The 13,292-nt window shown below is 67.9% G+C and carries 11 protein-coding genes; 7 read left to right on the top strand and 4 right to left on the bottom strand.

All coding sequences use genetic code 11. The features are described 5' to 3' along the window. The first annotated feature begins 102 nt into the window (after positions 1 to 102). A complete protein-coding gene (locus ACE3OK_RS10200; RefSeq protein WP_374249436.1) occupies positions 103 to 513 on the top strand; it encodes a cytidine deaminase in 411 nt (136 codons plus the stop codon). Here ACE3OK_RS10200 and ACE3OK_RS10195 read toward each other — a convergent pair. Further along, positions 510 to 1,814 (bottom strand): thymidine phosphorylase, encoded by a 1,305-nt coding sequence (locus ACE3OK_RS10195; RefSeq protein WP_374249435.1) that lies wholly within the window; start codon positions 1,812 to 1,814, stop codon positions 510 to 512. The two genes, ACE3OK_RS10200 and ACE3OK_RS10195, sit on opposite strands and share 4 nt — an antisense overlap. A gap of 139 nt (positions 1,815 to 1,953) precedes the next feature. Further along, positions 1,954 to 3,786 carry a glutamine--fructose-6-phosphate transaminase (isomerizing) gene (glmS, locus tag ACE3OK_RS10190; RefSeq protein ID WP_374249434.1) on the bottom strand — a complete coding sequence of 611 codons (1,833 nt, stop codon included), beginning with the start codon at positions 3,784 to 3,786 and terminating at the stop codon, positions 1,954 to 1,956. Positions 3,787 to 3,946: 160 nt separating this feature from the next. Here glmS and ACE3OK_RS10185 point away from each other — a divergent pair, with 160 nt between their 5' ends. The 6 genes from ACE3OK_RS10185 (at position 3,947) to ACE3OK_RS10160 (ending at position 11,342) form a co-directional block, all read left to right on the top strand. Next, positions 3,947 to 5,269: an efflux RND transporter periplasmic adaptor subunit gene (locus tag ACE3OK_RS10185; protein ID WP_374249433.1), complete on the top strand. Its 1,323-nt coding sequence runs from the start codon at positions 3,947 to 3,949 to the stop codon at positions 5,267 to 5,269. Between the two features lie 72 nt (positions 5,270 to 5,341). Then, positions 5,342 to 6,067, top strand: coding sequence for an ABC transporter ATP-binding protein (locus tag ACE3OK_RS10180; protein ID WP_374249432.1), 726 nt, complete (start codon positions 5,342 to 5,344; stop codon positions 6,065 to 6,067). Positions 6,068 to 6,076: 9 nt separating this feature from the next. Next, positions 6,077 to 7,381: an ABC transporter permease gene (locus ACE3OK_RS10175; RefSeq protein ID WP_374249431.1), complete on the top strand. Its 1,305-nt coding sequence runs from the start codon at positions 6,077 to 6,079 to the stop codon at positions 7,379 to 7,381. A 66-nt stretch (positions 7,382 to 7,447) separates the two neighbouring features. Beyond that, positions 7,448 to 8,671 carry an ABC transporter permease gene (locus ACE3OK_RS10170; RefSeq protein ID WP_374249430.1) on the top strand — a complete coding sequence of 408 codons (1,224 nt, stop codon included), beginning with the start codon at positions 7,448 to 7,450 and terminating at the stop codon, positions 8,669 to 8,671. Positions 8,672 to 8,692: 21 nt separating this feature from the next. After that, positions 8,693 to 10,030, top strand: a complete 1,338-nt coding sequence (locus ACE3OK_RS10165) for a sigma-54-dependent transcriptional regulator (protein ID WP_374249429.1) — start codon at positions 8,693 to 8,695, stop codon at positions 10,028 to 10,030. A 1-nt stretch (position 10,031) separates the two neighbouring features. After that, positions 10,032 to 11,342, top strand: a complete 1,311-nt coding sequence (locus ACE3OK_RS10160; protein WP_374249428.1) for a PAS domain-containing sensor histidine kinase — start codon at positions 10,032 to 10,034, stop codon at positions 11,340 to 11,342. A 69-nt stretch (positions 11,343 to 11,411) separates the two neighbouring features. On the opposite strand, the gene ACE3OK_RS10155 is transcribed toward ACE3OK_RS10160, so the two are convergent. After that, positions 11,412 to 11,717 carry a helix-hairpin-helix domain-containing protein gene (locus ACE3OK_RS10155; RefSeq protein WP_374249427.1) on the bottom strand — a complete coding sequence of 102 codons (306 nt, stop codon included), beginning with the start codon at positions 11,715 to 11,717 and terminating at the stop codon, positions 11,412 to 11,414. Then, positions 11,714 to 13,084: a bifunctional UDP-N-acetylglucosamine diphosphorylase/glucosamine-1-phosphate N-acetyltransferase GlmU gene (gene glmU, locus ACE3OK_RS10150; protein ID WP_374249426.1), complete on the bottom strand. Its 1,371-nt coding sequence runs from the start codon at positions 13,082 to 13,084 to the stop codon at positions 11,714 to 11,716. The genes ACE3OK_RS10155 and glmU overlap by 4 nt, the downstream gene beginning before the upstream one ends. Between the last annotated feature and the right edge of the window lie 208 nt (positions 13,085 to 13,292).

The following is a 13,292-nucleotide window of genomic DNA, read 5'->3' as shown; positions in this document are numbered from 1 at the left end:
CATCCTATAACGGAAACCTGCCACGGACGTTGCAACCTCCGGCCTATGCGGACCGGCACCCACCATGCCACCATGCCCGCCCGCCGCCACGGAATTCCCGCGATGCACGAGATCGACGCCCTGCGCACGCTGGCCGTGCACGCCGCCCGGCACGCCTATGCGCCCTATTCCAACCTGCTGGTCGGTACCGCGTTGCGCGCCGCCAGCGGCAAGATCTACACCGGCTGCAATGTCGAAAACGCCTCGTTCCCCATCGGCAGCTGCGCCGAACGCGGGGCCATTGCCACGGCCGTGCAGGGCGAAGGCGCGCAGTTCGCATTGGTGGCCATCGCGGTGGCGGCGTTCAATCGCGCCGGTGAGCCGCTTCCGGTGACTCCGTGCGGCGCCTGCCGGCAAGCCCTGGTGGAATTCGGCGAAGAGGCGACGGTGAGTTTCCGGCAACCGGATGGGCACTGGCTGGAGGTGACCGCAAGCCAGCTACTGCCGCACCGCTTCAGCTTTCCCGCCGGCTAAAGCCAGCGCCACGCCGGCACTGCTGCCGGTGCATCCTCGCCCAGCGTGAATGCCGCGCGCACCTGTGCCGCCGCACGTTCGGCAGCAGCGGCGGTGCGCGCATGCACGATGGCCAAGGCCGCGCCAGCTTCCAGCCACTGGCCGCGTTCGGCCACCTCGGACAGCCCCACCGCCGGGTCGATGGCCGCGCCGGGCACGCGCCGCCCGCCGCCCAAATCGACCACGCATTCGCCCAGCGCGCGCACGTCGATGGCCTGCACCACGCCGGCGGCCTGCACAGTGACCTCCCGCTGCACCGGCGCCTGCGGCAGCGCGTGCGTGAACACGTCGGCCGGCCCACCCAGCGCCGCCACCATCCGCGCGAAGCGCTCCGCCGCCGCGCCGCTGTCCAGCGCCTGGTGCGCGCGCAACAATGCCGCGTCCTCGCTCTCCGCCAGCCCCGCCATGTGCAGCAGGCGCGCCGCCTGCGCGAGTACCAGCGCCTGCAGGCGCAGGCAATGCGGCCGGCCCGCCAGCAGGTCCAGCACGCCCTGCACCTCCAGCGCGTTGCCCGCGGTGCGCCCCAGCACCTGCCCCATGTCGCTGAGCATCGCCGCCAATTGCAGGCCGCTGCCGGCGGCCACTGCCTGCATGCGCGCGGCCAGCGCCTGCGCATCGGCTTCGGCGGGCGTCTGCGCGCCACTGCCGGTCTTGATGTCCAACACCAGCGCCTGCGCGCCGCCGGCCAGCTTTTTCGACAGGATCGAGGCCACGATCAACTCGGGCACGTCGACCGTGGCGGTGACGTCACGCACCGCGTACAGGCGGCGGTCGGCCGGCACCAGGTCGGCGCTCTGGCCGACGATGGCGCAGCCGGCCTCGCGCACCACCCACGCCAGCCGCGTGGGGTCGGGATTCACGTCATAGCCCGGCAGGCTTTCCAGCTTGTCCAAGGTGCCGCCGGTATGGCCCAGGCCGCGCCCGGAGATCATCGGCACGAAGCCGCCGCAGGCCGCCAGCAGCGGCGCCAGCGCCAGGCTCACGCAGTCGCCGACGCCGCCGGTGGAATGCTTGTCCAGCACCGGGCCGGGCAGGTCGCGCCAGTCCAGCCGGCGGCCGGAATCGCGCAGCGCGAAGGTGAAGGCGCGGCACTCGCCGGCATCCAGCCCACGCCATGCCACCGCCATCGCGAACGCGCCGACCTGCCCCTCGCTCCACGCCTCACTGGCGATGCCCTCGGCCAGCGCCTGCCACTGCGCGGCGTCGAGCCTGCGCCCCTCGCGCTTGGCGCGGATCAGCGCGGTGGCGGGCCAGGTGTTCATGCGGAGCGCGCGCGGTGCGGGCCGCGCGAAAGAAGGCGAAGCGACATCGGAATCACCGCAGGCAGCCGACGACCGGCGACGCCAGCCTAGGCGCGGCGGCGCGCGGCGGCCTTGATCCAGGACAATCTTTGATCGCCGCTTATTCCACCGTGACCGACTTGGCCAGGTTGCGCGGCTTGTCGACGTCGGTGCCGCGTGCCAGCGCGGTGTGGTAGGCCAGCAACTGCACCGGGATGGCATGCACGATCGGCGAGAGGATGCCGACGTGGCGCGGCGTGCGGATCACGTGCACGCCTTCGGATTCGCTGAAGCTGCTGTCGGCGTCGGCGAACACGAACATCTCGCCGCCGCGCGCGCGCACTTCCTGAATGTTCGACTTCACCTTCTCCAGCAGCGCGTCGTTGGGCGCGATCACCACCACCGGCATCTGCGTGTCCACCAGCGCCAGCGGGCCGTGCTTGAGCTCGCCGGCCGGGTAGCCCTCGGCGTGGATGTAGGAGATTTCCTTGAGCTTGAGCGCGCCTTCCAGCGCGATCGGATAGTGGGTGCCGCGACCGAGGAACAGCGCGTGCTGGCGCGGCGCGAACTTCTCGGCCCACGAGGCCACCTGCGGTTCCAGGTTGAGTGCGTGCTGCACGCTGCCGGGCAGGTGGCGCAGGGCCTCCAGCAGCTCGCCTTCGCGTGCCTCGCCCATCTTTCCGCGCAACTTGCCCAACGTGACCGCCAGCGCGAACAGCGCCACCAGCTGGGTGGTGAAGGCCTTGGTCGACGCCACCCCGATCTCGGCGCCGGCGCGGGTCAGGAACACCAGCTTGCTGGCGCGCGGGATGGCCGACTCCGGCACGTTGCAAATGGAAAGTGTCTTGTCTTGTTCCTGCGCCTTGGCGTACTTCAGCGCTTCCATCGTGTCCAGGGTTTCGCCGGACTGGGAGATGGTGACGACCAACTGCTTCGGGTTGCCCACCACGGTGCGGTAGCGGTACTCGCTGGCGATATCGACCGCGCAGGGCAGGCCGGCGAGTTCCTCGATCCAGTAGCGCGCGGTCAACCCGGCGTAGTAGCTGGTGCCGCAGGCGAGGATCTGTACCGACTCGACGTCCGCCAGCACGCTGGCCGCGTCCTTGCCGAACAGCGCGGGGTCGAAGCCACCGGCATCGAGGATGCCTTCCACGGTATCGCCGATCGCGCGCGGCTGCTCGTGGATTTCCTTCTGCATGAAGTGGCGGTACGGCCCCAATTCCAGCGAGGCCAGCGACACGTCGGACACGTGCACTTCGCGCGCCACCGGCGCATCGCTGGCGTCGAACACCTGCACGCCATCGCGGGTGAGTTCGGCGGTATCGCCCTCTTCGAGGAAGATCACCCGGCGGGTGGCGGAGACGATCGCGGACACGTCGGAGGCGACGAAATTCTCGCCTTCGCCCAGGCCGACCAGCAGCGGGCAGCCCATGCGCGCGGCCACCAGCGTGGACGGATCGCGCTTGTCGATCACCGCCAGCGCATAGGCGCCGTGCAGTTCCTTCACCGCCGCCTGCAATGCCGCCAACAGCGATTTGCCCTGCGCACGATGATGGTGGATCAGGTGGGCGACCACTTCGGTATCGGTCTGCGAGGTGAATTCGTAGCCCAGCGCCTGCAGGCGCTGCCGCTGCGCTTCGTGGTTCTCGATGATGCCGTTGTGCACCAGCGCCAGCTCGCCGTGGCTGATGTGCGGATGCGCGTTGGACTCGGTAACACCGCCGTGGGTGGCCCAGCGGGTGTGGCCGATGCCGAGGTTGGCGTCGAAGCCTTCCGCTTGCGCGGCGGCCTCCATCTCGGCGACGCGGCCGGTGCGGCGCACCCGGCGCACGTCCCCACCGGACAGCACCGCGATGCCGGCCGAATCGTAGCCACGGTATTCCAGCCGCTTCAGGCCATCCACCAACAAGGGAACGACATCACGCTGGGCAATGGCACCGACGATTCCACACATGCAACCCACCTCCTGACTCGAGGGTGGAAGTGTAACGGGGCCGCAGGCCGGCGTGTCCGGGCGGACATCGCAACCGTCCGGACGGACACTGCCGCAAGATATTTTTTCACTTCAAAATCAACATGTTGCGAGTTGGCACGCCGGTTGCTTATGCACCGGCATGGACACCTCATCGCCCAACACTTCCAGCCCCACCCGTGGCCGCATCCGCGATACCGCCGGGCAAGACCTGCGCATGAGCACGCCGGTCGGTACCGGCAAGCACCGTGGCCGCCAACTGGGCCTGGCGGCCACCGGCATCGCCGTGCTGGCGCTGGTCGGCTGGGTGGCCAGCGGCTGGCTGGGCGGCGCGAACTCCTATGACGCCGCGCGTCTGCGCATCGCCACCGTCACCCGTGGCGACCTGGTGCGCGACCTCAACGCCGAAGGCCGGGTGATCGCTGCCAACAGCCCCACCCTGTATGCCGTGGCTGCCGGTACCGTGCACCTCACCGTGGTCGCCGGCGACAAGGTCGCGCAGGGCCAACCGCTGGCCAGCATCGACAGCCCCGAACTGCGCAGCAAACTGGTGCAGGAAGAATCCACGTTGGCAAGTTTCGATGCCGCCGCCAGCCGCGCCCAGCTGGATGCGCAGATCACCCGCGCCAATGCCCAGCGTGCGCTGGACCAGGCCACCGTGGACCGCACTGCGGCGGCGCGGGATCTGGAGCGTTACCAGCGCGCGTTCGAGGGCGGCGCGGTGCCGAAGAACGATTTGAACCGCGCGCAGGACATGCTGAAGAAGGCCGAGATCGGCCTGCTCGCCGCGCAGCGGGATTTCCAATTGCAAAGCGCCGGGGCCGGGCTGGATGCGCGCAACAAGCAATTGCAGGCACAACGCCAGCGCGCGGTGGTGGACGAAGCCCGTCGGCAGGTGGACGCCCTGACCCTGCGCGCGCCATTCGATGGCCAGGTGGGGCAGGTGCAGGTGCCGCAGGGCACCCAGGTCATCGCCAACGGGCCGGTGCTCAGCGTGGTGGACCTGAGCCGCTTCGAGGTCGAGATCAAGGTACCGGAAAGCTTCGCCCGTGACCTTGGCCTGGGCATGCCGGCGCAGATCACCGCCAACAACGCGCAATACGCCGGCGAGATCGCGGCGGTATCGCCGGAGGTGGTCAATGGCGAGGTCACCGCCCGCGTGCGGTTTGCCAAGGGCAGGCAGCCGCCGGGCCTGCGCCAGAACCAGCGGCTGTCCGTGCGCATCGTGATGGACACCCGCCACGACGTGCTGATGGTGGAGCGTGGCCCGTTCGTCGAGCAGGACGGCGGCAACGTGGCCTACGTGGTGACGGGCAGCAGCGCGGTGCGCCGCGCCATCCGCACCGGCGCCTCCAGCCTGGCCTCGGTCGAAATCGTGTCCGGCCTGCAAGCGGGCGACCGCATCGTGGTCTCCGGCACCGACCTCTTCAACAACGCGGACCGCGTCCGCATCTCCGGCAACTGAGGCCGCGCCACCGCGCGCCTCCGGCGACCCGCCTCCGCACTTCCGACCAGCGACTCCCAAGGACACCCCGCCATGTTGAACATGCACCAAGTCACCAAGGTCTACCGCACCGAGCTGGTGGAAACCCATGCCCTGCGCTCGCTCGACTTGCAGGTTGCGGAGGGCGAATTCGTCGCCGTCACCGGCCCGTCGGGTTCGGGCAAGACCACCTTCCTCAACATCGCCGGCCTGCTGGAGGAATTCACCGGCGGCGATTACATGCTCGACGGCGTCAACGTGAAAGGCTTGTCCGACAACGCCCGCAGCAGGCTGCGCAACGAGAAGATCGGCTTCATCTTCCAGGGCTTCAACCTGATCCCCGACCTCAACCTGTTCGACAACTGCGACGTGCCGCTGCGCTACCGCGGCATGTCGGCGGGCGAACGCAAGCTGCGCATCGAGGACGCGCTGGGCATGGTGGGCCTGGGCTCGCGCATGAAGCACTACCCGGCCGAGCTCTCCGGCGGCCAGCAGCAGCGCGCCGCGATCGCCCGCGCGCTGGCCGGCAGCCCGCGCCTGCTGCTGGCGGACGAACCCACCGGCAACCTCGATTCGCAGATGGCGCGCAGCGTGATGGAGCTGCTGGAGGACATCAACGAACAAGGCACCACGATCGTCATGGTCACCCACGACCCCGAGCTGGCCGCGCGCGCGCAGCGCAACGTGCACATCGTCGACGGCGTGGCCACCGATATCCGCGTGGCGGTGCCGCTCACCCGCGCGCTGCACGCCACCCCAACCAGCCCCGCCACCGCCTGAGGCCACGCCATGTTCGGGTATTACTTCAACCTCGCCCTGCGCAGTTTCAAGCGCAACAAGGCGCTGACCGCACTGATGGTGCTGGCGATCGCGCTGGGCATCGGCGCATCGATGACCACGCTGACCGTGTTCCACGTGCTGTCCGGCGACCCCATCCCGCAGAAGAGCGATCGGCTGTTCTACGTCCAGTTGGACCCGGAAACGCGCGAAGGCTACAAGTCGGGCCGTGAACCGCAAGACCAGCTCACCCGCTTCGATGCCGAGGAACTGCTGCGCCAGAAGCAGGCCAAGCGGCAAGCGATGATGACCGGCGGCGGCGGCATCATCGAGCCGGAAGGCAGCACGCTCAAGCCGTTTGCCGCCGGGCTGCGCTATACCTCATCCGACTTCTTCCCCATGTTCGACGTCCCCTTCCGGCACGGGCGGCCATGGACCGCAGGCGACGACCAGGCACATGCACGCGTGGCGGTCGTCACCCGCGCGCTGGGGGAAAAGCTGTTCGGAAACACCAATCCGATGGGCCGCAACCTGCGCATCGACGGCCACGACCTGCGTATCGTCGGCGTCCTCGACCACTGGAAGCCCACTCCGCATTTCTACGATCTCTACACCGGCAGCTATGACAGTGACGAACAAGCCTTCGTGCCGATGGCCACGGCGCTGGAGTTGAAGTTGGGGCGCAATGGCAACATGAACTGCTTCGGCCGCACCCTGGTCAACGATCCCGAAGCCGAGAACGTGCCATGCGCATGGATCCAATATTGGGTGGAGCTGGACAGCGCCGGCGATGCCCCCGCCTACAAGCGTTACCTGGACAACTATTCCGAGCAGCAACGCCGCGCCGGCCGCTTCGAGCGCCCCGCCAACACGCGCCTGCGCAACGTGCCGGAACTGATGGCGTTCCGCCAGGTGATGCCCAATGACGTGCGCTTGCAGCTGTGGCTGGCACTGGGCTTCCTGGCGGTGTGCCTGGTCAATACCGTGGGCCTGCTGCTGGCGAAGTTCCTGCGCCGCAGCGGCGAAATCGGCGTGCGCCGCGCGCTGGGCGCATCGCGCATGGACATCTTCAAGCAGTGCATGATCGAATCCGGCGTGGTGGGCCTGGCCGGTGGCGGCATCGGCCTGCTGCTGGCCCTGTTGGGGCTGTGGGCGGTACGCCATCGCCCGAATGAATACGCCGCGTTGGCGCACCTGGACGGCAGCATGCTGCTGCTCACCTTCGCGCTGGCCATCGCCGCCAGCCTGCTGGCCGGCCTGCTGCCTGCCTGGCGCGCGATGCGCGTACCACCGGCCATCCAACTCAAATCGCAATGAGCGCTTTGCCCCTCCTTGCCGCGCACCGTGCGGAAGGAGGGGCCCCCTCATCTCCCGGAGCACACCATGGAAATCCGCCCGATCCTGTCCACGCTGGCGCGCCACAAGACCGCCGCCGCACTGATCGCACTGGAGATCGCGCTCAGTTGCGCCATCCTCTGCAACGCCATGTTCCTGGTCATGCAACGGCTGGACACCCTGCACCTGCCCAGCGGCATCGACGAGCGCAACCTGCTGCTCGCGCAAGTCGGCGCCATCGGCACGCCCGCCGATGGCGATGCGCGCACCCGCGATGACCTGGTGGCCCTGCGCGCGATTCCCGGCGTCACCGCCGCGGCGGTGGTCAACCAGGTGCCATTCCGCAACAACTCGTGGAATACATCGCTGTCCACCCGACCGGACCAGGATGTCCCCACCCTGACCGCCGCCCAGTACATGGTCGGCGAGGGTGCCCTGAAGACCATGGGCCTGAAGCTGGTGGCCGGGCGTGATTTCCTGCCGACCGAATTCAAGAGCGTGGATGCCATCAACAAGGCCAACGACATGTCGGCATTGAAATCCTCGGTCATCCTCAGCGCCCCCGCCGCCAGCAAGCTGTTTCCCGGCAGCAGCCCCATCGGCAAGACCATCTACATGGCCGACGTCCAGCTGACCGTGGTGGGCGTGGTGCAGACCCTGATGCGCCCGGGCCAGATGAACGGTAATCGCACCTATTCCGTGGTGTTTCCCGCCGCCATGAATTTCGCCAATGGCGGCAGGTATCTGGTGCGCGTGTCCGATCCAGCCCGCCGCACCGACGTGGCCAAGGCGATTGAAAGCACGCTGGCCAAGGTGGATGCCAATCGCGTCATCCAGCCCGCCATCACCTACGAGGACAGCCGCAACGAATACTTCGCCACCGACCGCGACATGATCGGCCTGCTGTTGATCGTCAGCGTGCTGTTGCTGCTGGTCACCGCCCTGGGCATCGTCGGCCTGGCCAGCTTCTGGGTGCAACAACGCACCAAGCAGATCGGCATCCGTCGCGCGCTGGGGGCCACCCGTGGCCAGATCCTGCGCTACTTCCAGCTGGAAAATTTCCTGCTGGCCAGCATCGGCATCGGCTTGGGGATGTTGCTGGCCTACGCCATCAACCAACTGCTGATGGGCAAGTACGAGTTGCCGCGGCTGCCGTGGCAATACCTGCCGGTGGGCGCGCTGGCGCTGTGGTTGCTGGGGCAACTCGCGGTGCTGGGCCCCGCCCGCCGTGCCGCCCGTGTCTCGCCTGCCATCGCCACGCGCTCGGCCTGAGCCCGCCACTACAATCAGCGCATGTCCACCCTCCTGATCATCGACGACAACCTCGCGGTCGGCACCGCACTGGAACTGCTGTTCTCGCTGCACGACCTGCGCACCCTGCATGCCACGTCGCCCGAGGACGGACTGGCGGTGCTTGCGCGCGAGCCGGTGGACCTGGTGATCCAGGACATGAACTTCGTCGCCGACACCACCTCCGGCGAGGAGGGCGTGGCTTTGTTCCACCAGATCCGGCAAGCCCATCCCGACTTGCCGGTGATCCTGCTGACCGCATGGACGCACCTGGAGGCCGCCGTGGAGCTGGTCAAGGCCGGTGCCGCCGACTATCTGGCCAAGCCGTGGGACGACCGCAAGCTGCTGGCCACGGTCAACAACCTGCTGGAGCTGGGCGAGTCGCGCCGCCAACTGGCGCAGACACGCTCCAGCGAACGTCAGCGCCGCAGCACGCTGCAACGCGATTTCGACCTGCGTGGCCTGGTCTATGCCGACCCCGCCAGCGAGGCCACGCTCGCGCTGGCCTGCCAAATCGCACGCGCCGACATCCCCGTGCTGATCACCGGCCCCAACGGTGCCGGCAAGGAGCGTTATGCGGACATCCTGCACGCCAATTCACCGGTGAAGGCGGGGCCGTTCGTGGCGCTCAATTGCGGGGCGTTGCCCAGCGAGTTGATCGAGGCGGAATTGTTCGGTGCGGACGCCGGCGCCTACACCGGTGCCGTCAAATCCCGCGAGGGCAAGTTCGAGGTGGCCGATGGCGGCACCTTGTTCCTCGATGAAATCGGCACCCTGCCGCTGGCCGGGCAGGTGAAGCTGCTGCGGGTACTGGAAACCGGGCGCTTCCAGCGCCTTGGCGGCAACCGCGAACGCAGCGTCAAGGTGCGCGTGGTCAGTGCCACCAATGCCGATCTTCCCGCGTTGATCGCCGGTGGCAGGTTCCGCGAAGATTTGTTCTACCGGCTCAATGGCATCGAACTGAAAGTGCCGGCACTGGCGGCACGCCCGCGCGACATCCTGCCACTGGCGCGGCACTTCCTTCCCGCTGGCAAACGCCTGGATGAAGATGCCGAACGCACGCTGCTGCGCCATCCGTGGCCGGGCAATGTGCGCGAGTTGCGCAACGTGATGCAGCGGGCGGCGTTGCTGGCGCCGGGGGATGTCATCGGCAGCGCCCACCTTGCCCTGCCCGTCACCGCAGACACCGCCCCTCCCGTTGGCGATGAACCGGACCGCGCCGCCATCGAAGCCGCGCTCGCACGCAGCGGTGGCGTGCTTGCACAGGCCGCATCCGAGCTGGGCATGTCGCGCCAAGCCCTGTATCGCCGGCTGGACCGGCTCGGCATCGCGCGGAGCTGAGATGCACTGGCTGCGCCGCCTTCCGGTCGTGGTACGCATCGGCGGAATGGCCGTCTGCGGCATCGTGCTGGCGGTCATCACCCAGCTGCTGCTGTCGCGCTGGCTGTTGCCATGGCCTGCGGCCGGCATCGCCGCACTGGCCGCCAGCATGCTCACGCTCCTGCTGGTTCGCCAAGCGTTGTCCCCGGTGCGCGCCCTGTTCCGGGCCCTGGCCGGCACCGTGGGCAGTTACCGCGATGGCGACTACAGCTTCGGCATCGCCTGGGAAGGCGGCGGCGACCTGGGCGACCTGGTGGCCGCGCACAATGCCTTGGGCGACACCCTGCGCGACCAGCGGCTTGCGCTGGTGCAGCGCGAACTGTTGCTGGACACGATGGTGCAGAACACGCCGGTGGCCATGCTGCTGGTGGATCCCGTGCGCCGCGTGGTGCTGGGCAACCTGTCGGCACGCCGCATGCTCGGCGACGGGCGACGTTTGGAAGGTCGCGCCTTCGACGAGGTTCTGGCCAACGCCGATCCGGCCCTGCGTGATGCCTTTGCACGTGGCGGCGATGGCATGTTCAGCGTTGGCAGCGAGGACGACGAGGACATCTACCATCTGTCGCGCCGCAGCTTCCATCTCAACGGCCGCGTGCACGAACTGGTGATGCTGCGCCAACTCACCGCCGAGTTGCGGCGGCAGGAAGTGCAGACCTGGAAAAAAGTCATTCGCGTCATCAGCCACGAGCTCAACAATTCACTGGCCCCCATCGCCTCGCTTGCCCATTCCGGCAGCGAACTGTTGCGCCGTGGCCAGCACGAGCGCCTGCCGACGGCGCTGGCCACGATCGAAGAGCGTGCACGCCACCTGGAAGGCTTCATCCGCGACTACGCCCGCTTCGCGAAATTGCCGGCGCCCCGGCTGGAACCGGTGAACTGGCAACGGTTCCTTGCTCAGCTGCGCACGCAAGTGGAGTTCATCGGCGAGTTGCATCCGCAGGATGGCATCGCCCGCTTCGACGCCGCGCAGATGGAGCAAACATTGATCAATCTGCTCAAGAATGCACACGAATCCGGCTCCGCACCGGGGGATGTCCGGCTCACCGTGCGCAAACTCCCGGAAGGCTGGCGCATCGAAGTGCTCGACCGCGGCAGCGGCATGAACGAAGCGGTGCTGGCCAACGCACTGCTGCCGTTCTATTCCACCAAACGCCACGGCACCGGCCTGGGGCTGGCGCTGGCACGCGAAATCACGGAAGCCCACGGCGGGCGCATCGCCTTGCTCAACCGCGATGGCGGCGGGCTGTGTGTGGCGATGGTGCTGCCGGGATGACCGCCTTGCAGCGTGCTGCCCACCGCCCTGCGTGATGCTCCGGCGCGTGCCGGAACATCACCAATCCATTCATCTTTCTGCCGCCGACCTGTGCGCCTGCTCGGCCTTGCGCCGGCCCGTGTAATACCACCACGGCCGTGGTTCGCCACCCTTGGCGAAATCCACCAGCGACAGGAACACGTCGATGACGCAGGGGTCATGCCGCGCGCCCGTCAGCCGGCACAATGCCTCATACATTTCCCACGCATCGCGCCCGGCCAGCTGCCGCGGTTCGTTGATCCCCAGCAAACGCAGATCCGCCGCCGTTGCCGTCCCCACATTGGGCAGGTCGGTCAGCGTGCGCACGGTGGCGCGGCGTACGCGTGCCGGATTCATGGCAGCTTCTTCAACGGACGCTTCCAGCCGTCCAGCGTGACCTGCGGTGCGCGCGTCAAGGTCAGCTTTCCCTCGGGTGCCGGCTTGCCGATGGTGGAGCCGGCACCGATCGTCGCCCCGGCGCCGATCGTGACCGGTGCCACCAAGGCGCTGTTGGAACCGATGAAGGCGCCATCGCCAATCGTGGTGGTGGACTTGTTCACCCCATCGTAGTTGCAGGTGATGGTGCCGGCACCGATGTTGACGCCGCTGCCGATCACCGCATCCCCCAGATAGCTCAGGTGATTGGCCTTGCTGCCACGTCCCAGCGTGGCCTTCTTGGTTTCCACGAAATTGCCGACGTGTGCGCCCTGCGCCAACACCGTCCCGGGACGCAGGCGCGCATAGGGGCCGACGTGCACATCGTCCTCGATGTGCGCGCCATCGATGTCGCAATGCGCCAATACCTGCGTACCGGCCCCGATCCGGGCATCCTTGATGCGGCAGAACGGCCCGACACGCACGCCATCACCCAGCACGACCTCGCCTTCGAACACGACATCCGCATCGATCTCGACATCCCGGCCCACCCGCACGCATCCACGGATGTCGATGCGCTGCGGGTCCATGATCCGTGCACCTTGCATGCACAGCGCCCGGGCCTGCCGCAGCTGGTAAGCACGCTCCAGTTGCGCAAGCTGCCAAGGGTCGTTGGCCCCTTCCGTTTCAACCGCATCCACCACCGTCACCACCGCGGCGGCGGCAAATTCCCGCGCAGCGGAGGCGAACACGTCGGTGAGGTAGTACTCGCCCTGCGCATTGTCGTTGCGCAGTTGCTCCAGCCAGCGCCGCAGCTCAGCGGCATCGGCCGCGATCACCCCGGTGTTGACCAGGCCGATCCGTCGCTGCGCCTCATCGGCATCCTTCTGCTCGACGATCGCCGCGACATGCCCCTCGGCATCCCGCACGATGCGCCCATAGCCGGTCGGGTCTTTCAGCTCGGCCGCCAACACCGCCAGCGACCGGCGGGACTCCAACAGCCGCTGCAAGGTCTGCGGCTGGATCAGCGGCACGTCGCCATACAGCACCAGCACGCGGGCATCACCCGGAATCGCGGGCATCGCCTGCTGCACCGCGTGCCCGGTCCCCAGCTGCTGCGCCTGCTCGGCCCAGTGCACGTCGCCCTCGTCGACGAACGCGGCCCGCACCTGCGCGCCGCCATGGCCGTACACCACGTGGATGCCGGCGGGGGACAGGACGCGGGATGCCGCAATGACATGCGCCAGCATGGGTTTGCCGGCGATCCGCTGCAGCACCTTGGGCAGCGAAGACCGCATGCGCTTGCCTTCCCCGGCAGCCAGGATCACCACGTGCAACGCTGCGGACATATTCGGACCCTTGGGTGGAAGGCATGGATTCTAGCCTGTGCGAAAGCCGCACGGCATAAAAACCCGGCTACCCCCCGCCATCGCGAACCACGATCCGACAAAGACAAAACCCCGGACCAGAAGGTCCGGGGTTTTGCGGGATAAAGACCCTGGCGATGACCTACTCTTGCATGGCTAGAGCCACACTACCATCGGCGCAGCTGTGTTT

The organism is Thermomonas sp. (assembly GCF_041905325.1).
In the GTDB taxonomy this organism is placed as follows: Bacteria; Pseudomonadota; Gammaproteobacteria; order Xanthomonadales; family Xanthomonadaceae; genus Thermomonas.
The sequence above is the reverse complement of the archived record's forward strand: the minus strand, read 5'-3'. Positions and strand labels throughout refer to the sequence as shown.